Origin of the sequence: Streptomyces sp. 5-10 (genome assembly GCF_014712245.1) — a bacterium.
Taxonomy (GTDB): domain Bacteria; phylum Actinomycetota; class Actinomycetes; order Streptomycetales; family Streptomycetaceae; genus Streptomyces; species Streptomyces violaceusniger.
In genome coordinates, this window is sequence record NZ_JACVYG010000004.1 from 346468 (window position 1) to 364823 (window position 18356).

Annotated in this window: 14 protein-coding genes; 5 read left to right on the forward strand and 9 right to left on the reverse strand. The window is 71.6% G+C overall.

Annotated elements, in window-relative coordinates; genetic code table 11:
• Positions 1–136 precede the first annotated feature (136 nt).
• On the forward strand, positions 137–346 hold the full coding sequence (locus IEJ02_RS07700) for a DUF397 domain-containing protein (RefSeq protein WP_060946291.1): 210 nt from the start codon (positions 137–139) through the stop codon (positions 344–346).
• 133 nt (positions 347–479) lie between these two features.
• Here the strand turns inward: IEJ02_RS07700 and IEJ02_RS07705 are convergent, their stop codons facing one another.
• A complete protein-coding gene (locus IEJ02_RS07705; protein WP_191064020.1) occupies positions 480–1307 on the reverse strand; it encodes a hypothetical protein in 828 nt (275 codons plus the stop codon).
• 154 nt (positions 1308–1461) lie between these two features.
• Here IEJ02_RS07705 and IEJ02_RS07710 point away from each other — a divergent pair, with 154 nt between their 5' ends.
• Both IEJ02_RS07710 and IEJ02_RS07715 read left to right on the forward strand, forming a co-directional pair.
• On the forward strand, positions 1462–2244 hold the full coding sequence (locus IEJ02_RS07710; protein ID WP_191064021.1) for an SDR family oxidoreductase: 783 nt from the start codon (positions 1462–1464) through the stop codon (positions 2242–2244).
• Positions 2245–2558: 314 nt separating this feature from the next.
• Positions 2559–4133, forward strand: a complete 1575-nt coding sequence (locus IEJ02_RS07715; protein ID WP_191064022.1) for a sodium:solute symporter family protein — start codon at positions 2559–2561, stop codon at positions 4131–4133.
• Positions 4134–4246: 113 nt separating this feature from the next.
• Here the strand turns inward: IEJ02_RS07715 and IEJ02_RS07720 are convergent, their stop codons facing one another.
• Positions 4247–4801: a GNAT family N-acetyltransferase gene (locus IEJ02_RS07720; RefSeq protein WP_191064023.1), complete on the reverse strand. Its 555-nt coding sequence runs from the start codon at positions 4799–4801 to the stop codon at positions 4247–4249.
• A 235-nt stretch (positions 4802–5036) separates the two neighbouring features.
• On the opposite strand from IEJ02_RS07720, the gene IEJ02_RS07725 reads away from it, so the two are divergent.
• Complete coding sequence (locus tag IEJ02_RS07725; protein WP_191064024.1) at positions 5037–6455, forward strand: glycosyltransferase 87 family protein; 1419 nt, start codon at positions 5037–5039, stop codon at positions 6453–6455.
• On the opposite strand, the gene IEJ02_RS07730 is transcribed toward IEJ02_RS07725, so the two are convergent.
• The 3 genes from IEJ02_RS07730 to IEJ02_RS07740 all read right to left on the reverse strand — a co-directional run bounded on the left by IEJ02_RS07730 (position 6440) and on the right by IEJ02_RS07740 (position 10915).
• Positions 6440–7564: an ADP-ribosylglycohydrolase family protein gene (locus IEJ02_RS07730; RefSeq protein ID WP_137979145.1), complete on the reverse strand. Its 1125-nt coding sequence runs from the start codon at positions 7562–7564 to the stop codon at positions 6440–6442. The two genes, IEJ02_RS07725 and IEJ02_RS07730, sit on opposite strands and share 16 nt — an antisense overlap.
• A 184-nt stretch (positions 7565–7748) precedes the next feature.
• Positions 7749–8225: a hypothetical protein gene (locus tag IEJ02_RS07735; protein ID WP_191064025.1), complete on the reverse strand. Its 477-nt coding sequence runs from the start codon at positions 8223–8225 to the stop codon at positions 7749–7751.
• A 77-nt stretch (positions 8226–8302) separates the two neighbouring features.
• Positions 8303–10915, reverse strand: coding sequence for a bifunctional FO biosynthesis protein CofGH (locus tag IEJ02_RS07740; protein WP_191064026.1), 2613 nt, complete (start codon positions 10913–10915; stop codon positions 8303–8305).
• Between the two features lie 522 nt (positions 10916–11437).
• On the opposite strand from IEJ02_RS07740, the gene IEJ02_RS07745 reads away from it, so the two are divergent.
• Entirely contained in the window at positions 11438–12958 is a 1521-nt protein-coding gene (locus IEJ02_RS07745) for a CehA/McbA family metallohydrolase (protein WP_191064027.1), read from the forward strand.
• A 33-nt stretch (positions 12959–12991) separates the two neighbouring features.
• Here the strand turns inward: IEJ02_RS07745 and IEJ02_RS07750 are convergent, their stop codons facing one another.
• From IEJ02_RS07750 to IEJ02_RS07765, 4 genes are all read right to left on the reverse strand, one after another.
• Positions 12992–13648, reverse strand: coding sequence for an O-methyltransferase (locus IEJ02_RS07750; protein WP_191064028.1), 657 nt, complete (start codon positions 13646–13648; stop codon positions 12992–12994).
• Between the two features lie 105 nt (positions 13649–13753).
• Positions 13754–14518, reverse strand: a complete 765-nt coding sequence (locus IEJ02_RS07755) for an SDR family oxidoreductase (RefSeq protein WP_191064053.1) — start codon at positions 14516–14518, stop codon at positions 13754–13756.
• 262 nt (positions 14519–14780) lie between these two features.
• The gene (locus tag IEJ02_RS07760; RefSeq protein WP_191064029.1) at positions 14781–16523 is read right to left on the reverse strand and encodes an N-acyl-D-amino-acid deacylase family protein; all 1743 of its coding nucleotides are present in this window, start codon (positions 16521–16523) and stop codon (positions 14781–14783) included.
• Between the two features lie 113 nt (positions 16524–16636).
• Positions 16637–17764 (reverse strand): LLM class flavin-dependent oxidoreductase, encoded by a 1128-nt coding sequence (locus IEJ02_RS07765; RefSeq protein ID WP_191064030.1) that lies wholly within the window; start codon positions 17762–17764, stop codon positions 16637–16639.
• Positions 17765–18356: the final 592 nt, after the last annotated feature.

Consider the following 18356-nt stretch of genomic DNA (forward strand, 5'->3'; position numbering starts at 1 on the left):
CTCGCCGTGGAAGAGGCCACGGGAATATGCCACCCGGTCGAGTGAATGGCCCGCTTTCCAGACGATGTTGCCGAGTAACGTCGGTGACGCCTCCAATCGGGGGTGCGTCTCATCTACACAATGCATCGGAGCAATCGTGTCCATTCAGCAGGGAAAGACGAGCATGTGGGTGAAATCCTCGTACTCGGCCGGAAACGGCGCTTGCGTGGAAATCTCCTCCCCGGTCATCAGCGAGATCGCCGTGCGCGACTCCAAGGACCCCCACGGACCGACGCTCAGCTTCGCCCCCGCATCGTGGTCGGCCTTTGTGTCCGACGTCAGCCGAGGCGCCTTCGACCTCGACTGATCTCCGCGACACCCGGCCGTGGTAGCGCGGTCGGCGGCGCGGAGCGCCAAGCCCGCACCCGAGCCCTCTCGACCGGTCGCCGTCCCTGCCGAGAGGGCTCTCGCCGTTTCCGGCGCTTTCCCGCGTCGCCGCCTCAGCGGAGTTCCGCCACGTATTGGTCCGTACCGGGAATCGTCGGAATGAACGGCGCCATGAATTCCACCCGGCCGAGACCGGCCTCGGCCACTTCGCCGTCCAGACCGGTGAAACAGGGGTCCCAGCATTCCCGGGGATCGGACTCCAGGAACCACAGGAGGGTCAGCCGGGTGTCGACCCCCTCGACCTGCTTCACATACGACATCCGGTCCGAGGGCAGCGGGGTGGGCCGGAAGACCGTCACCATCGCGGCGGGCGAGCCCGCGAGCCGGCGCGGCAGATGTCTGGATCGGAGCCATGCGAGCAGTTCCTCCCGCTGCTCCGGGCCCTCGCTCTCGATCACCTCCAGCGCCAGTCCGGCGTAGGGGTGGTCCAGCGCGTGGTGGTCACGCGGCCCGGCCGCCCCGTCCCGGTAGACGGTGGCCTCGTGGTCCTGGAAGGCCGTGAAGATGTGCGTACGGTCCTGGTAGACCCGCCCGTCCCGGAGGAGCCGCTTGTTGATGCCCACCGTCCACCGCATGTGGTCCGCGTAGCGCCCCTCGGTGAGCCAGTAGACGGAGAGGTAGCAGCCGGCGGTCACCGGCTGGGCGATCGCCGACTTCTCGGGGTAGCGCAGCAGCTGGAGCTCGCGGGTGGCGACCCAGCGGCGGCCCGCGTAGATCCACGGCATGGCCATCGCGCCCGCGATGAAGTGGTCGTCCTCGTACCAGCGGTTGTAGGCGTACTCATGGCCCGGATGCGGCTCGACCAGGGTGATCAGGGCATGGCCCGGGCGCACCCCGTACGGGCCGACGGAGGCCAGTTCCGCGTACGCGTCGCTCGTCATGTCCCCCAGGTGTAGCTGACGTGACGTCAGTTGGGGAGGGGTGCGTCCGCATCAAGTGCGCGGAATCGGACGGCGAAACGGGGCCGGTGGCGCTCTGGCCATCTCGCGGCCGCACCCCTAATCTGACGCGACGCCAGATACGGGAGGGACCGCCATGCCGCTGCGGGGCAAGACCGTCGTCGTCTCCGGGGTCGGACCCGGGCTGGGGGCCCGGGTGGTGGCCGCGTGCGTCCGGGACGGGGCCCGGGTGGTGCTCGGGGCGCGGACCGAGGAGCGGCTGCCGAAGGTGGCGGAGGACGTCGATCCGGGCGGTGAGCGCACCGCCTGGCGGCCCACCGACATCGCGGACGAGGCGCAGTGCGAGGCCCTCGCCGCACTCGCCCTCGACCGCTTCGGCCGGATCGACGCCGTGGTCCATGTGGCCGCGCTGGACAGCCACTTCGGCGGGCTGGAGGACGCCGACTTCGCCTCCTGGGCCCGGGTGGTGGACATCAACCTGCTCGGGACGCTCCGGATGACCCGCGCCTGCCTCCCCGCGCTGAAGCGGAACGGCGGCTCGGTGGTACTGATCGGCACCCAGTCGTCGTCCGCCGCCCCCACCGAGCTGCGCCAGACCGCGTACGCCGCCTCCAAGGGCGCGCTGACCTCCGCCATGTACGCGCTCGCGCGTGAGCTGGGTCCGCACCGGATACGGGTCAACACCGTGCAGCCCGGCTGGATGTGGGGGCCGCCGGTGCAGGCGTACGTGACCTTCACCGCGCAGACCGAGGGCGTGAGCGAGGCCGAGGTGCTGAGCCGGCTCACCGACCGGATGGCCCTGCCGGAGCTGGCGACGGACGGCGATGTGGCGGAGGCCGCCGTGTTCCTGGCCTCCGACCGGGCCCGGGCGATCACCGGGCAGTCGCTGCTGGTGAACGCCGGTGAACTGATGCGTTAGCGCGACTCCTGTCCGGCCTTTCGGGATCCCGCTCCCGTACGACCCAGCGATCGGTGGGCGTGCGTCTGACGAAGTGCCAGATCATGGTGGGTTCGTGACGATGCGCACGACAACACTCCACCGGGTCAAGAAAACGTAAAATCGTCTCTCTTTCTGATCTGCGTTCACATTCGTGACCTATAGAACCCTTGACCGGTCACCCGAACGAGCGGTTCAATCCCGGAAGTACCCCGCTCCCGCTCGGGGGAACCGCCCATGACGAACGTCGCGGCGAAGTGCGCTCCCGTTCATATGGCGGACCCCTGGGAGGGGACATGAACAGTCTCGACTGGGTCGTACTGATCGGCTACTTCGGTGTCATGGTCGGCATCGGCCTCTGGTCCCACAAGCGTGTGGACAACGTCAGCGACTTCTTCACCGCGGGCGGCAAGATGCCCTGGTGGCTGTCCGGAATCTCGCACCACATGTCCGGCTACAGCGCGGTGATGTTCACGGGATACGCGGCCATCGCCTACCAATACGGCATCACCTCCTATGTCACCTGGTCTTTCCCCATCGCCATCGGCATCGCGATCGGCGCCAGCCTCTTCGCGCCGCGCCTGAACCGGGTGCGCAGCAGGCTCAAGGTGGCCTCGCCGCTCGAATATCTGAAGAATCGCTACAACCTGCCCACGCAGCAGGCGCTGGCCTGGTCCGGGGTGCTGTTGAAGATCGTGGACGTGGGTGCCAAGTGGGCGGCCATCGCCACCCTGCTCTCCATCTTCACCGGTGTCTCGCTCAACCAGGGCATCCTGATCACGGGCGCGGTCACCGCCGTCTACTGCACGGTCGGCGGTCTGTGGGCCGACGCGCTCACCGAACTCGGCCAGTTCATCATCCAGTTCGTGGCGGGCATCTCGATGCTGATCGCCGTGCTCAACGAGCTGGACGGCTTCAGCACTTTCTGGACCGTCTGGGACGACCTCCCCGACAGCCACCACCAGCCCACCGTGGGCCCGTACACCCTGGTCTTCCTGCTCGCGTACCTCTTCATCAAGACCTTCGAGTACAACGGCGGCATGTGGAACCAGGCGCAGCGCTACATGGCGACCGACAGCGCCCACTCCGCCAAGCGCTCGGCCCGGCTGTCGGCCGTCCTGTGGTTCGTCTGGCCGCTGGTGCTGTTCTTCCCGATGTGGGTCGCGCCGCTGATCATCAAGACGGACAAGCCCGCAGACTCGTACGCCGAGATGGCCGAACACCTGCTGCCGCACGGTCTGCTGGGCCTGGTGATCGTCGGCTTCTTCTCGCACACCATGGCGATGTGCTCCTCGGACGCCAACGCGATCGCGGCCGTGGTGACCCGGGACATCATGCCCGCCGTCTTCAAGTCCGTACGGGAATGGTCCTCCCGCACCGGGCTGCTCGCGGCCCGCTACACCACGCTGCTCTTCCTGGCCCTGTCGATGGCCATCGCCACCCAGGTCAACTCGGACTTCTTCGGGGACATCATCACCGTCGTGATCAAGTGGGTCGCCGGGCTCATGGGACCGATCGCGATCCCGCTGATGCTCGGCATGCTGGCCACCTTCCGCAAGTCGGGTCCGACGGCGGCGCTGGTCAGCTGGGCCATGGGGCTGATCGCCTTCTACCTGGTCAACTACCCGATCAACGACGCGATCGACGGAGGCGTCAACCTGGAGTACCAGATCTCCGTCCCGCTCGCGGTCTCGCTCGTGCTCTTCATCGTCATCGGCTACATCAAGCCGGAGGACACCCCGGAGCGCGATGCCATCCTCGCCTCGCTCAACTCGGATGACGACGGGCCGGGTTCGGCGAGTGCCGCGCTGTCGGTGCCGGAACAGGGCGACGCGGACGGCCGCAAGTCGGTCGCGGGCGCCACGGACTGATGCCTTCCGCGCGGCGGCCTTGAACCGGGTCGCCGGTCACCACCCATCGTGGGGTGACCGGCGGCCCGGTTCTGTCTGTTCGTCGGCGCGCGCCGTCTATGGGTGCGTGCCGTCTATGTGTTGGCGCGGGCCGTCAGGTCGCACTGCATGAGGTGGGTGTCGATCCAGCGTCCGTGCTTGTGACCGACCCCGGCCAGCAGGCCCGCCGGGCGGAAGCCGAAGCGCCGGTGCAGGGCGGCCGAGGCGTCGCTGCCGGAGTCGGCGATGACCGCGACGACCTGCCGTACGCCCGCCTCGGCACAGCGGATGAGCAGGGCGTCGAGCAGCGCGGCCCCGAGCCCCGCGCCGGTCCGCCCGGGGGCGAGGTAGATGGCGTCCTCGGCGGTGTGGCGGTACGCGGGCTTGGGGCGCCAGGGCCCGGCGTAGGCGTATCCGACGACCGTAAGGCTGTCGTCTTCGGAGGCCGTACGGCCGTCGTCGACCTCGGCGACGAGGAACGGCAGGCCCCGGTCGGTCAGCTCCGCGAGCCGCCGCGCCCAGTCCTCGACGGTGGGCGGGGTCTCTTCGAAGGTGACGACGGTCTCGGTGACGTAGTGACCGAAGATCGCGGCGATGGCGTCCAGGTCGGCGTGGGTGGCATCGCGTATGACGGCAGCGGAGGCAGGCACCGGCCCACCTTACGGCCGTACGCCCCCGGCGGAGCGGAAGTGGAACGCGGGGCCGGGGTGGGGGTGGGGCGATCCCGGCAGTCCAGGCAACCTTTTGCTCACCTGCGGTTCTCATCCGGAACGTACTATGGTCGGCCGTCCGAGCCCGACCGCAGCAACCGCACCGACCGCACCACCCGGACCCGACTCGCCCCGCCCCACCGAGCCGCCGTCCTCAGGGACCTCTGGAGCCCCCGTGACCGCCACCCAGACGATCACCGACTCCCGGATCCACCGGGCCCGCGCCCTCGTGCTGCGCCGGCCGGTCCTGTGCGCGGCGGTCTTCTGCCTGCTCTCCTTCACCGGGTTCTGGATCGCGCAGCGGGCCGCCCAGGTGTCGATGGTCGATCTGCTGGTCTACCGGGCCGAGGGATGGACCGTACGCAATGCGGTGGATCTGTATGACATGCGGGCGACTGAGCACAATCTCCCCAATACCTATCCGCCGTTCGCCGCCCTCCTCTTCACCCCGCTGACCGTGATGAGCACCGGCGTCCTGCGGACCTTCGGGACGGCCGTCAATCTCGTCCTGATGGTCGCCGTGGCCCATCTGTCGCTGCGGCTGACCGGACTGCCCGCGCGGGTGCCACGACCGGCCGCCGTCCTGACCCTGGCCGCCGTCGGGGTGTGGTGCGAGCCGGTGTGGACGACCCTGCGCTACGGGCAGATCAATCTGCTGGTCACGGCGCTGGTGCTGTGGGATCTGACCCGCCGGGCGGGCCACCGCTGGGCGGGGGTGGGGACGGGCGTCGCCACCGGCATCAAGCTCACCCCGGGTCTCTTCGTGGTCTTCCTGGGACTGGCCGGACTCCTCCTCGGCCTCCAGCGGCTGCGGGCGGCCGGGGCGGCCCTAAGGCGCACCGGGCCCGGAAGCGGCCCGCCGCCGCGGCGCTTCCTGAACGACCATCTGCGGCGCGCGGCCGTCGCGACCGCCGCCTTCGTCCTTACGGTCGCGTTCTCGGCCCTGGCTCTGCCGCATGACTCCCGGCGCTTCTGGACCGAGGTCGTCTTCGCGACCGACCGCCCCGGCGATGTCGAGGGCGCGGGCAACCAGAACCTCAAGGGCGCCCTCGCGCGTGTGCTGCACACCCCCGACCCGGGCATGTGGTGGCTCGCGGCGGCCGCGCTGATCGGCTGTGTGGGCCTGGCCACGGCGGTGGCCGCCCAGCTGACCGACGACGGCCGCCTGCCGAACGCCCGCGCCTGGGCCGCCCTGACCTGCGCGGTGACCGCCCTCATGGTCAGCCCGGTCTCCTGGTCGCACCACTGGGTGTGGGCCGTCCCGATGGTCCTGCTGCTCGCGGTGGAGGCGGTGCGGCGGCGCACGGCGGGGTGGACGGGCTGGACGGTGGTGACCGGGCTGCTGTTCTGCTCCTTCATGCTCTGGTACGCGCCCCACAGCCGACCCGCCCGGGTGGAGCTCCACCAGAACCCCGCCCAGATGCTGCTGACCGCCGTCTATCCACTGATCGGCGTCGCCTTCCTGGGCGTGGCCGCGTATCTGACGCTGCGCGCCGTAAGGCGTCCATGGCGTCCCTGGGAGGGGACCGGGGCCCTGGGGCACCGGCGGACCACCGCCGGTGCGGGCGCGGATCGGACCTACGCGCGCGGGTAGCGGGTGAGCCAGGCCGGGGAGGAGCTGCCGGGGCCGTGCAGGGCCGGGCCCTGGGTCATCTCCATGGCGAAGTCGTCGGCCAGCTCCAGGATCGTGCCGCGCCCCTCGACCTCCGCCAGCCAGGCGGGCGGCAGCGCCGTCTCGCCGTGCAGCGCGCCCAGCAAATTGCCGCAGATGGCCGCCGTGGAGTCGCTGTCCCCGCCGTGGTTGACCGCCAGCAGCAGTCCATGGCGGACGTCCTCGGCGACCAGGGCGCAGTACAGGCCCATCGCCAGGGCCTCCTCCCCGGTCCAGCCCTCGCCGAGCGAGGCGACGCGCTCGGGGGTCGGCAGGCCCTGCCGTACGGTGCCGAGGGCGTGCCGCAGCGCATGGCTGGTCTCCTCGTGGCCGGGGCGGGTGGCCAGGTGGGCGAGGGCGCGCTGGACGGCTCCGTCCAGCGCCTCGCCGCGCGCGAGGCCGTGCACGATGAGGGCGAAGGCACCGGCCGAGAGATAGCCGGTGGGATGGCCGTGGGTCTGGGCCGCGCACTCGATGGCCAGCTGGAAGACCAGCTGCGGCTCCCAGCCCACCAGGAGTCCGAAGGGCGCGGAGCGCATCACGGCGCCGCATCCCTTGGAGTCGGGGTTCTTGGGCCGCTCCAGGGTGCCCATGGTCTCGTCGGCGAGCCCGGTGATACAGGCCCGGCCCGGGGACCGCTGGGCGTACAGCCACTCCTCGCGGGCCAGCCAGCCGGCGTCCTTACGGCGCTCATCGGGGCCCCAGTCGCGCTGGGTGGAGTACCAGCGGCGGTGGGCGGAGTGGATGTCGGTGGGCGGGTGCCAGGCCCCGGTGTCGCGGCGCACCTGCGCCCGTATCAGTCCATCCACCGTGAACAGCGTCATCTGGGTGTCGTCGGTGACCCGTCCGCGGCCGCCATAGGCGGGCAGGAAGTCCGTCACGCCCTCGGGTCCGTGTGCCGCCCTGATCTCGTCCAGGGAGGCGAACTCCACGGCCGCCCCCAGCGCGTCCCCGATGGCCCCGCCGAGCAGACAGCCGCGCACCCGGCTGCGGAAGTCCTGCTGTTCGGCGCGGCCCCATACGCCGGTCGCTGCGCTGGCGGTTGCGGTCACGACCTATGCCTCTTTTCTTCGCTGCGTGAATGGCCCTGAACTGTCTTTGAACTGTAATGGACACCTAATGATCGCCTCTTGGCCGCGGCGGATTGTGAAGGCGTCATCACGGAGAAGACGACGGACGGTCGCATTCCGAGAATGCGAATTCCCTCACCGAATGTCAGCCGCGCGCCGAAAGCCCTTATCCGAGCGCCGTCCGGCCGAGCTCCGTCCGGCCGGTGAGCGCGTCCAGGGGCGATATCACCAGGTCCACATCGTCATGGCCGCGGAGGCGGGCGCTGAGCCTGGCCCGCGCGCGGTCGGCGGCCTGGGCGATCCGGTCCGGTTCGGCTGCCCCGGCGAACGCCCCGGCGCCCGGCACCATGCCGAGCCCGGCAAGACCCGCCCGGACGGCGAACGCGCTCGACGCCGACGGCTGGGGGCCGCCCGCCGCCCCCTCCGGCGGCTGCGGCGCGGGCTGCCGCGCCGCCGCGTCGGCCTCGTGGCGGCGCTGCCGGTAGGTCGCCGGCAGCTTGTCGAAGGACTTCAGCGGATGGCCCGCTTGCGCGAACTGGGCGCTGATGGCGGCCATCACCTCGGGGACGCTGTGCACGGACTCGTCCACGGAGGCGGTGAGCGCCCGGTGCTCGCCGCCCTGCCATGGGTCCACCTTCCCCACGCGCCCCATGGCAGCGTATCCGCGCGGCGCGCCGCGAAGTATCCGCGCGGCGCGCCCGGGAAGCGCAGGCCCGGGGGTCAGTCCCCCAGCACCGGCAGCAGCTCCGGCAGATGGCCGTCCGAGGCGAGGGCGGCGGCCTGGCGGTCCTCGGGGACGGGGCCGTAGGTGGTGGTGCGGGCGCGGGCCGGGCGGCCGGCCAGCTCGGCGATGGCCACCAGGTCCTGGATGGAGCGGTAGGAGCCGTAGGAGGAGCCCGCCATACGGGAGATGGTCTCCTCCATAAGGGTGCCGCCCAGGTCGTTGGCGCCGGAGCGCAGCATCTCGGCGGCGCCTTCCGTGCCCAGCTTCACCCAGCTGGTCTGGATGTTGGGGATGTGGGGGTGGAGCAGGATGCGTGCCATGGCCGTGACGGCGCGGTTGTCGCGGGTGGTGGGGCCGGGGCGGGCGATACCGGCGAGGTAGACGGGGGCGTTGGTGTGGATGAAGGGGAGGGTGACGAATTCGGTGAAGCCGCCCGTCTCCTGCTGGATCTCGGCGAGCAGCCGCAGATGGGCCAGCCAGTGGCGGGGCTGGTCCACATGGCCGTACATCATCGTGGACGAGGACCGGATGCCCAGCTCATGTGCCGTCTTGACGACCTCGACCCAGGTGGCCGTCGGCAGCTTGCCCTTGGTGAGGACCCAGCGCACCTCGTCGTCCAGGATCTCGGCGGCCGTGCCGGGGATGGTGTCCAGGCCCGCCTCGCGCGCCGCCGTCAGCCATTCGCGGATGGACATTCCGGTGCGGGTCGCCCCGTTGACGACCTCCATAGGGGAGAAGGCGTGGACGTGCATGCCGGGCACGCGCTCCTTGACGGCGCGTGCGATGTCGAAGTACGCGGTGCCGGGCAGATCCGGGTGGATGCCGCCCTGCATGCAGACTTCCACCGCGCCCACGTCCCACGCCTGCTGGGCACGGTCGGCGACCTGGTTCAGGGAGAGGGTGTAGGCGTCGGCGTCGGTGCGGCGCTGGGCGAAGGCGCAGAAGCGGCAGCCGGTGTAGCAGACATTGGTGAAGTTGATGTTCCGGGTGACGATGTAGGTGACGTCGTCGCCGACGGTCGCCCGGCGCAGATCGTCCGCGATGCGGCACAGGGCGTCCAGCGCCGGGCCCTCGGCGTGGAGCAGGGCCAGCGCCTCGGGATCGGTCAGCCGGGTCGGGTCGTCGGCGGCCTGGGCCAGCGCGGCCTTGACGTCGGCGTCGATCCGGGAGGGGACCATCCCGGGGGCGGCGGCCTCGCGCAGCGCCTCCCAGTCGCCATAGACCTCGTCGAAGTCCTTACGGCGGTCACCGGTGCGGCCCTCGGTGTCGATGGCGCGGTGCAGATCGGTGCGGCCGGAGGCGCTGAACGCCTCGTCGGGCTCCTGCCAGGGCAGCCCGGTGGGGATCGCGTCCTCGCGGGCCAGGCCGGTCTCGGGGTCGGCGAGCGCGGTGACATGCGGCAGCAGCCGGGGGTCGAGCCAGGGTTCGCCGCGCCGGACGTACTCGGGGTAGACCGCGAGCCGTTCGCGCAGCCGGAAGCCGGCCGCCGCGGAGCGCTCGGCCAGCTCGTCCACCTGGGGCCAGGGGCGCTCGGGGTTGACGTGGTCCGGGGTGAGCGGGGAGACGCCGCCCCAGTCGTCGATACCGGCCCCGATGAGCTGCTCGTACTCCGCGTCCACCAGGTTGGGCGGCGCCTGGATGCAGGCGGACGGGCCCAGGATGTGGCGGGCGACGGCGACGGTGGCCACCAGGTCGTCCAGCTCGGCGTCCGGCATCCCCCGCATGGCGGTGTCCGGCTTGGCGCGGAAGTTCTGGACGATGACTTCCTGGATGCCGTGGTACGAGCGGGAGACGCGGCGCAGCGCGAACAGCGAATCCGCCCGCTCCTCATGCGTCTCGCCGATCCCGATCAGCAGCCCGCTGGTGAACGGGACGGAGCTGCGCCCGGCGTCCTCCAGCACCCGCAGCCGCACCGCCGGCTCCTTGTCGGGCGAGCCGTAGTGGGGGCCGCCGGGCTCGCTCCACAGCCGCTCGGCGGTGGTCTCCAGCATCATGCCCATGGAGGGGGCGACGGGCTTGAGCCGCTGGAAGTCGGTCCAGGTCATCGCGCCGGGGTTGAGGTGGGGCAGCAGGCCCGTCTCCTCCAGGATGCGGATGGCCATGGCCCGTACGTACGCGATGGTGTCGTCGTACCCCTCGGCCTCCAGCCATTCGCGCGCCTCGGGCCAGCGGTCCTCGGGACGGTCGCCGAGCGTGATCAGCGCTTCCTTGCAGCCCATTTCGGCGCCCCGGCGGGCGATGGCCAGGACCTCGTCGGGCGACAGATACATTCCGTGACCCGCGCGGCGCAGCTTGCCGGGGACGGTCGCGAAGGTGCAGTAGTGACACTTGTCCCGGCACAGCCGGGTGAGCGGGATGAAGACGCTGCGCGAGTAGGTGATGACCCCGGGGCGACCGGCCGCCTCCAGGCCCGCGTCGCGGACCCGGGCGGCGGAGGCCATCAGCTCCCGCAGGTCGTCGCCGCGCGCCTGGAGCAGCACCGCCGCCTCGGCGGTGTCCAGCGCCACGCCGTCGCGGGCGCGCTTGAGCGCACGGCGCATCGCGTTGGCTGTGGGGGCGGCGGAGCCAGTCGGGGCACCCGGTTCGTTTCCCTGCGCGCTCGTGGTCATCCTCCGAGCATACGAGCGGTATGGGACACCGCCAGACGGCCCGGGCCTGCGGTTTTGTGGGTCTGATCACGGCGGCCGCGGGCCGTGGGCGGGAATACGGCGCGGTGGAACGTGCGGGCTACACGCACTGGGCGCCGACGGCCTTCGCCCGGAAGGGACTTGGCGGGGGCACGCGGATCGCCGGGCGGGCGGCGCTCGAAGAGCCGGGCGGGGGCGGGCGGATCGCCGGGCTAAGCGCTCCGCTGGAAGCGCCGCGATGCGTCGTCGGCCGTCTGCGGCGCCGTCGTGGCCGGTCGCGCCCACGACGGCGCCGCACATCGACACAGCCCCGCGCTCCTTCGGGGCGCTGCCGAACCGTAGCGGACTTCGCCCGACGCGCTGAGGGGCGGCGGGGCGGGGGCGGGGGTGCCCGTTCCCTCTCGGCCATGGAGTTATCCACAGGGCTTTCCGCGCGTGTCACCCACGCGTACAACGGTGTCACGCGGGTGTCGGACGGCACTCTCGACTCTGGGGGGGCACCTCATGCAGCGACGCGATGTACTCAGGCTCTCCGCGCTTGCGGGCGCGGCGGGTGTGCTGACACTCGATCCCATGACCTTCACCGAGGCCGACGCGGCGAGCACGGCCGACGGCCCGGAGCAGACCAAGACCCTCAGCGGGCATCTGCCCACCGGCGCGCCCGACTTCGTCTACGTGCCGGTCGAGGTCCCGCGCGGGGTGCGCGAGATCGCCGTGTCGTACGCGTACGACAAGCCGACCGTCCCGGCCGGCACGCAGGGCAACGCCTGCGACATCGGCATCTTCGACGAGCGCGGCACGGAGCTGGGCGGCCGCGGCTTCCGCGGCTGGTCCGGCGGAGCGCGTACGGAGTTCGCCATCAGCGCCGAGGAGGCCACCCCCGGCTATCTGGCGGGGCCGGTCAAGGCGGGCACCTGGCATGTGGTGCTGGGGCCGTACACGGTCGCCCCGCAGGGCCTGGACTACAAGGTCACCGTCACCCTGCGGTACGGCGCGCCCGGCACCACGCCGAAGCCGGTCTACCCGCCGCAGCGGGCGAAGGGCCGGGGCCGCGCCTGGTACCGGGGCGACTCGCATCTGCACACTGTGTACTCCGACGGCAAGCGCACCCCGGCCGAGCTGGTCGCCGCCGCCCGCGCCGCGGGGCTGGACTTCATCACCACCACCGAGCACAACACGACGTCGGCGCATGCCGCGTTCGAGGGCCTGTGGGGCGATGACCTGCTGATCCTCACCGGTGAGGAGATCACCACGCGCAACGGCCATGTGGTCGCCCTCGGCACCGACCCCGGCGTCTTCATCGACTGGCGCTACCGCGCCCGGGACAACCGCTTCGGCCAGTTCGCCCGCAAGGTCCGGCAGGCCGGCGGCCTGGTGATCCCGGCCCATCCGCACGGCACCTGTGTCGGCTGCAACTGGAAGTTCGGCTTCAACGAGGCCGACGCGGTCGAGGTGTGGAACGCGGACTTCACCCCCGACGACGAGGTCACGATCTCCGAGTGGGACAACACTCTGGTGGCCGCCTCCCGCGGCGACGGCCGCTGGCTGCCCGCCGTCGGCCACAGCGACGCCCACCGCGAGCCCCAGGTCGTGGGCCTGCCCCAGACGGTGGTGCTCGCCGACGACCTCTCCCGTACCGCCATCCAGGAGGGCATCCGGGCCGGCCGCAGCTGGATCGCGGAGTCCTCCAAGGTCGACCTCGCCTTCGAGGCGGTCGGCGGACGCGGCAAGCACGCCGGAATCGGCGAGCGCCTGACGGTCGGCGGCGCGGAGGAGATCACGGTCCGGCTGAAGGTCTCCGGCGTGGGCCCGGGCTGCTCGGTGCGGTTCATCACCGACCAGGGCCAGCTCTATGGAACGCCGGTCCCCGCCTCCGGTGAGCTCACCGCCGAATGGCGTACGACGGCGTCCTACGCGGCGTACGTCCGCGCCGAGGTCCGCCACGCCCCGGCGGACGGCGGCGCGTCGGGCGTACCGGGCCCGATGGCGGCGATGACGAACCCGATCTGGCTGGGCGAGCGCTGACGGTTTCCCGACCGCGCGGCGCGGCGGGCGGCGTCAGAGGCGGCAGCTGATCTCCATGCCGTCCTCGATGGGGAAGCTGACGTTCTGGTAGCCGTTCGCCGGGTCGCGTACGTAGTCGAGGTACGGCCGCATGGGGCCCTCGAACTGGTCGATGTCGTCGGCCACGACGAGGGCGCCGGGCCGCAGCCTCGGTTCGAGCATCCGCAGCACGGGCAGGCAGAGGTCCTTCCAGCCGTCGAGCAGGACCAGTTCCAGGGGCCCCTCGAGGTCGGCGAGGGTCTCCCGGGCGTCCCCCTCCAACACGGTGATCAGGTCGTCAAGACCGGTCTCGGTGAAGGTGCGGCGGGCCGCGGCGATCTTCTCCTTGCTCATTTCCGTGGTGACGACGCGCCCGGTGCCGTTGTCCCGCACGGCGGCGGCCAGATGGAGCGTGGAGATCCCGTAGGACATGCCGAACTCGACCACCGTGGCCGGGCGGATGGCGCGCACCAGGTTGTAGAGCAGCTTCCCGCCCTCGGCGGAGATCGGCATATAGATCCCGGCCGCGGCGTCGGCGAGTTCCTGCGGGGCCATCTCCAGCGCGCCGGGCGGCAGCTGCGCCTGGGCGGTCTCGTCCTGCTCGGCCAGCGTGAACATGCGGCTGATGGCGGCCTCGACCCGGGGGTCGGCAAGGGTGTGAGTGAGTGTCATGGGCCCTAGAGTAGACGCTACGTTGCGTCTCGTCTAGCGCGTATGGGGGCCGCCACCGTGCATGGGGCTGCCCCCCGGTCGGGCAACAGGGGGCCATGGGTCCCGTCAGTCGGTGCGGCGTGCCGCGCGGACGCGGCGGCCGCCGTCGACCACCAGGTCCGTGCCGGTGATCCAGGACGCCTCGTCCGAGACCAGCCAGCGGACCGCGCGCGCCACGTCCTCCGGTTCGCCGATACGGGCGAGCGGGAGCGCCGCGGCGATCTCCCGTTCGCCGGGCTCCCAGACGAAGCGGGCCATCTCGGTGCGGATCAGGCCCGGCGAGACGGCGTTGACGCGGACGGAGGGGGCCAGTTCGGCGGCGAGCTGGCGGGTGAGGCGGAGGAGGGCGGTCTTGGTGGTGCCGTAGGCGCCGACGTCCGGGCCGACGCCGTGCGTGCCCTCGGTGCAGATGTTGACGACCGCGCCGCCGTGGTCGCGCATCCAGCCCCGCCAGGCCGCCTGGGTCAGCCGCAGCGGGGCCTCCACGTTGACCGTGAAGGACGTGCGCCAGACGAGCGGGTCCACGGCCATCAGCGGGCCGAGCGGGGCATTGGTGGCGGCGTTGTTGACCAGGATGTCGAGGCGGCCGAACTCGGCCAGGGTGCGGGCCACCGCCGCCTCCACGTGGGCCGGGTCCGCCACGTCCCCCGGGCAGCCGGTGGCGCGCGGGCCGAGGCGGCGTACGGCGTCGGCCAGCCCTCTCGGATCCCGCGCCGTGACGCACACCGCCGCACCGTCCGCCGTCAGCGCCTCCGCCACGGCCAGCCCGATGCCCCGTGAGCCGCCCGTGACCAGGGCGGCCCGGCCGGTGAGGGAGTCGCGTCCGCGCAGTCCGGTGGGTCCGGTTGGCCCCGTGGATCCGGTGGGGTCCGTGGAACCGGTGGGATCCGTGGAACCGGTGGGATCCGTGGGGCCGGTGGGGTCCGTGGAACCGGCGGGATCCGTGGGGCCGGTGGGGTCCGTGGGGCCGCCAGACCCGCCACGCTCGCCACGCCCGCCGCCGGGACTGACGGAGCCACCGGGGTCGGCGGGGACGCGAGACCCGCCGCGCCCGCCACGCCCGCCGCCCTCGGCCACAGCGTTCACGGCCGCCTCAGCCCCTCGTGCTCACCGTCTCCGTGTCGCGGCCCGAACGGAGCACCTTCCCCGGCGCCGCGCCGGTGATCTCGTCGTCCCGGACGGTCTCCGTGCCGCCCACCCGGACGCTCACGATGCCGGTGGCACGCGAGTCCAGCCGGGGGCTGTCGCCCGGCAGGTCGTGGACCAGCCGCGCCTGACCCGCGTCGATCCGGTCGGGGTCGAAGAGGACCAGGTCGGCGTGGTAGCCCTCGGCGATCCGGCCGCGCCCGCGCAGCCCGAGCAGCCGCGCCGGATCGTCCGTCAGCATCCGTACCGCCCGCTCCAGGCCGACCAGCTTCCGGCCGCGCAGACAGTCGCCGATGAAGCGGGTGGTGTACGGGGCGCCGCACATCCGGTCCAGATGGGCCCCGGCGTCGGAGCCGCCCAGCATGACGTCCTCGTGCTCCCAGGTCTGCTGTCGCAAGCGCCAGCTGGCCGGGTCGTTGTCGGTCGGCATCGGCCACAGCACCGTACGCATCTCGTCCGCCGCGCAGATCTCCACCAGGCAGTGGAAGGGCTCCTGCCCGCGCTCGGCGGCGATGTCGCGGACGACGCGCCCGGTCAGCCCGGCGTTGGCCTCGCTGTAGGTGTCGCCGATGACGTAACGGCCGAAGTGGGTGAGCCGCCGGAAGACCCCGGCCTCGGGGCTGCCCGCGCGGCGCAGCATCTCCTCCCGTACGGCCGGGTCGCGGAGCTTGGCGATCCGTTCCGGGATCGGCAGACCCAGGATGTCGCCCCAGCCCGGGATGAGGTTGAGCGCGCAGAAGGTGCCGAGCGACATGTTCATGGGGGTGAGGATCGGCATGGTGAGCGCGACGATCCTGCCGCCCGCCTTACGGGCGCGTTCGCTGGCCTGGAGCTGGCGCGGCACCCGCTCGGGGACGGCCGCGTCGATGGTCAGCACGTTCCAGTTGAGCGGGCGCCCGGCGGCCGCGCTCATGTCCACCAGCAGGTCGATCTCCTCGTCGGCGAACTGGTCGAGACAGCCCGCCACGATCGCCTCGATCTGCGTCCCCTCGTGTTCGCCGACGGCCCGGGACAGCGCCAGGAGTTCCCCGGGGCGGGCGTGGCGGGAGGCGACCGGCTGTCCGTCCCCGTCCGAGTGGGTCGAGGACTGGGTGGTGGACAGCCCCCACGCCCCCGCGTCCATCGCCTCGTGGAAGAGCCGCAGCATCTCCTCCAGCTGCGCGGGGCTGGGCTGTCCGCCGATCGCGTCCTCGCCCATCACATGGCGGCGCAGGGCGCAGTGCCCCACCATGAAGCCCGCGTTGACGGCGATCCGGCCTTCCAGGGCGTCCAGGTACTCGCCGAAGCCGTGCCAGTTCCAGGGCGCGCCCCGCTCCAGCGCCACCAGCGACATGCCCTCGACCCGGCTCATCATCCGCCGGGTGTAGTCGGCGTCGCCGGGCCGGTCGGGGTTGAGCGGGGCGAGGGTGAACCCGCAGTTGCCGCCGGCCACGGTGGTCACGCCGTGGTTCATGGAGGGGGTGGCGTACGGGTCCCAGAACAGCTGGGCGTCGTAGTGGGTGTGCGGGTCGACGAACCCGGGCGCGAGGACGAGCCCGGTGGCGTCCTCGGTGGACCGGGCCGGTTCGGTGACGGCCCCGGGCTCGGCGATGGCCACGATCCGGCCGTCCCGGATGCCGACGTCGGCGACGTACGAGGGCGCGCCGGTGCCGTCCGCCACGGTGGCGCCCTTGATCAGGTGGTCGAGCACGGGTTCGGGTCCTTTCTCGCGTCTGCGGCTGACGGCTGCGGCTGTGGCTGTGGCAGCGACAGCGGCTGCGACTGTGGCTGTGGCTGTGACAGCGGCTGCGGCTGCGGCAGCGGCTACTGGGTGGCGGCCTGGCGGAAGCGGGTCGTGCGGTGCACCGGATCGGTGTCGATCTTCGGGATGACGTGCTCGCCGATGAGCTTGATCGTGTTCATCGTGTCCTCGTAGCCGATCCCGATCGGCAGCCCGAACGACAGCTGGTCGGCCCCGGCCTGCTCCCACCGCTTGCACTGGCGGAAGACCTCGTCCGGGTCGCCGCAGATCATCAGCTCCTCGGCGATGAGGAGTTCGATGATCTCCTCGGTGTACTCCGGCAGCAGTTCGGGCCACTGCGGGATGCCTTCCGGGCGGGGGAAGGTGTCGTGGTAACGGAAGAGCAGCGACTGCAGGTAGTTCAGCCCGCCGCCGAGCGCGACCTCGACGGCCTTGGCGTGGGTCTCGGCACAGATCGCGGTGGAGGTGACCATCACGTTGTCGTTGACGAAGCCGCCGACCGGCTCGGCCTCCTTGATCGCGTTCTTGTAGGAGTCGAGGACCCACTCCATGTCGGAGACCTTCTGGATGGAGAAGCCGAGCACGCCGAGGCCCTTCTTACCGGCCATCGCGTACGAGGGCGGCGATCCGGCCGCGTACCACATCGCCGGGTGGGCGGCCCCGTACGGCTTGGGCAGCACCTTGCGCGGCGGCAGGGACCAGTGCTTGCCGGTGAAGCCCTGGTACTCGTCCTGAAGCCACATCTTGGGGAACTCGGCGATCGTCTCTTCCCAGATCTCCTTGGTGGCGTTCATGTCGGTCACGCCCGGCAGGAAGCCCAGGATCTCGTGGCTGCCCGCGCCCCGGCCGGAGCCGAACTCGAACCGGCCGCCCGAGAGGTGGTCGAGCATCGCGACCTTCTCGGCGACCTTCACGGGGTGGTTGACCTGCGGCAGCGGGTTGAAGATGCCGGAGCCGAGGTGGATGCGCTCGGTGGCGTGGGCGAGATAGCCGAGGAAGACGTCGTTCGCGGAGAGGTGGGAGTACTCGTCCAGGAAGTGGTGCTCGGAGGCCCATACGTACTTGAAGCCCGACCGGTCGGCCTGGATGACGTACTCGGTCTCCTCGACGAGCGCGTGGTGCTCGGCCTCGGGGTCGGTTCGGCGTCGGCTTTCGGGGACGTAGCCCTGCACGAAGAGTCCGAATTCCATGGAGGTTCACCGCCTCAGACGAACGTCGATCTGACGGATCGTCAGATTTTGATTGACTCTGGCACCGCGGGCACGGACCGTCAAGGGCCGTGGAAGGCCGCGCGGGGCCGGAGGACTTACGGAGGGTGTCCGGCGGGCCCTTCCCCTCCCCGCCCCTTCCCACTACCAGGGGCTCCGCCCCTGGACCCCGAGGGGCGAGGAGCCATCTGTCGCCGCGACCAGCCCACCAGCCAAGACGCCGGGGCCCGAGGCGGAGCCCCGAGCCCCCACGCCCCCAAACCCCCCGGGCGGCGACAAACCGACCCTCAACCGCAGCCAGCCCACCGGCCAAGACGCCGGGGTCTGGGGCGGAGTNCCCCCACGCCCCCAAACCCCCCGGGCGGCGACAAACCGACCCTCAACCGCAGCCAGCCCACCGGCCAAGACGCCGGGGTCTGGGGCGGAGTCCCGAGTCCCCCCGCCCCCAAACCCCGGGGGACGACGAGCCGACCCTCAACCGCAGCCAGCCCACCGGCCAAGGCGCCGGGGCCCGAGGCGGAGCCCCGAGTCCCCCCGCCCCGACCCCGTTATGTTTTTCGCGGTCCCGCAAGGG

Bases quoted from the DNA above. Each gene is read 5' to 3' on its own strand.
- IEJ02_RS07705 (WP_191064020.1), bottom strand. From the start codon at position 1,307: ATGACGAGCGACGCGTACGCGGAACTGGCCTCCGTCGGCCCGTACGGG.
- IEJ02_RS07710 (WP_191064021.1), top strand. From the start codon at position 1,462: ATGCCGCTGCGGGGCAAGACCGTCGTCGTCTCCGGGGTCGGACCCGGG.
- IEJ02_RS07715 (WP_191064022.1), top strand. From the start codon at position 2,559: ATGAACAGTCTCGACTGGGTCGTACTGATCGGCTACTTCGGTGTCATG.
- IEJ02_RS07740 (WP_191064026.1), bottom strand. From the start codon at position 10,915: ATGACCACGAGCGCGCAGGGAAACGAACCGGGTGCCCCGACTGGCTCC.
- IEJ02_RS07745 (WP_191064027.1), top strand. From the start codon at position 11,438: ATGCAGCGACGCGATGTACTCAGGCTCTCCGCGCTTGCGGGCGCGGCG.
- IEJ02_RS07750 (WP_191064028.1), bottom strand. From the start codon at position 13,648: ATGACACTCACTCACACCCTTGCCGACCCCCGGGTCGAGGCCGCCATC.
- IEJ02_RS07765 (WP_191064030.1), bottom strand. From the start codon at position 17,764: ATGGAATTCGGACTCTTCGTGCAGGGCTACGTCCCCGAAAGCCGACGC.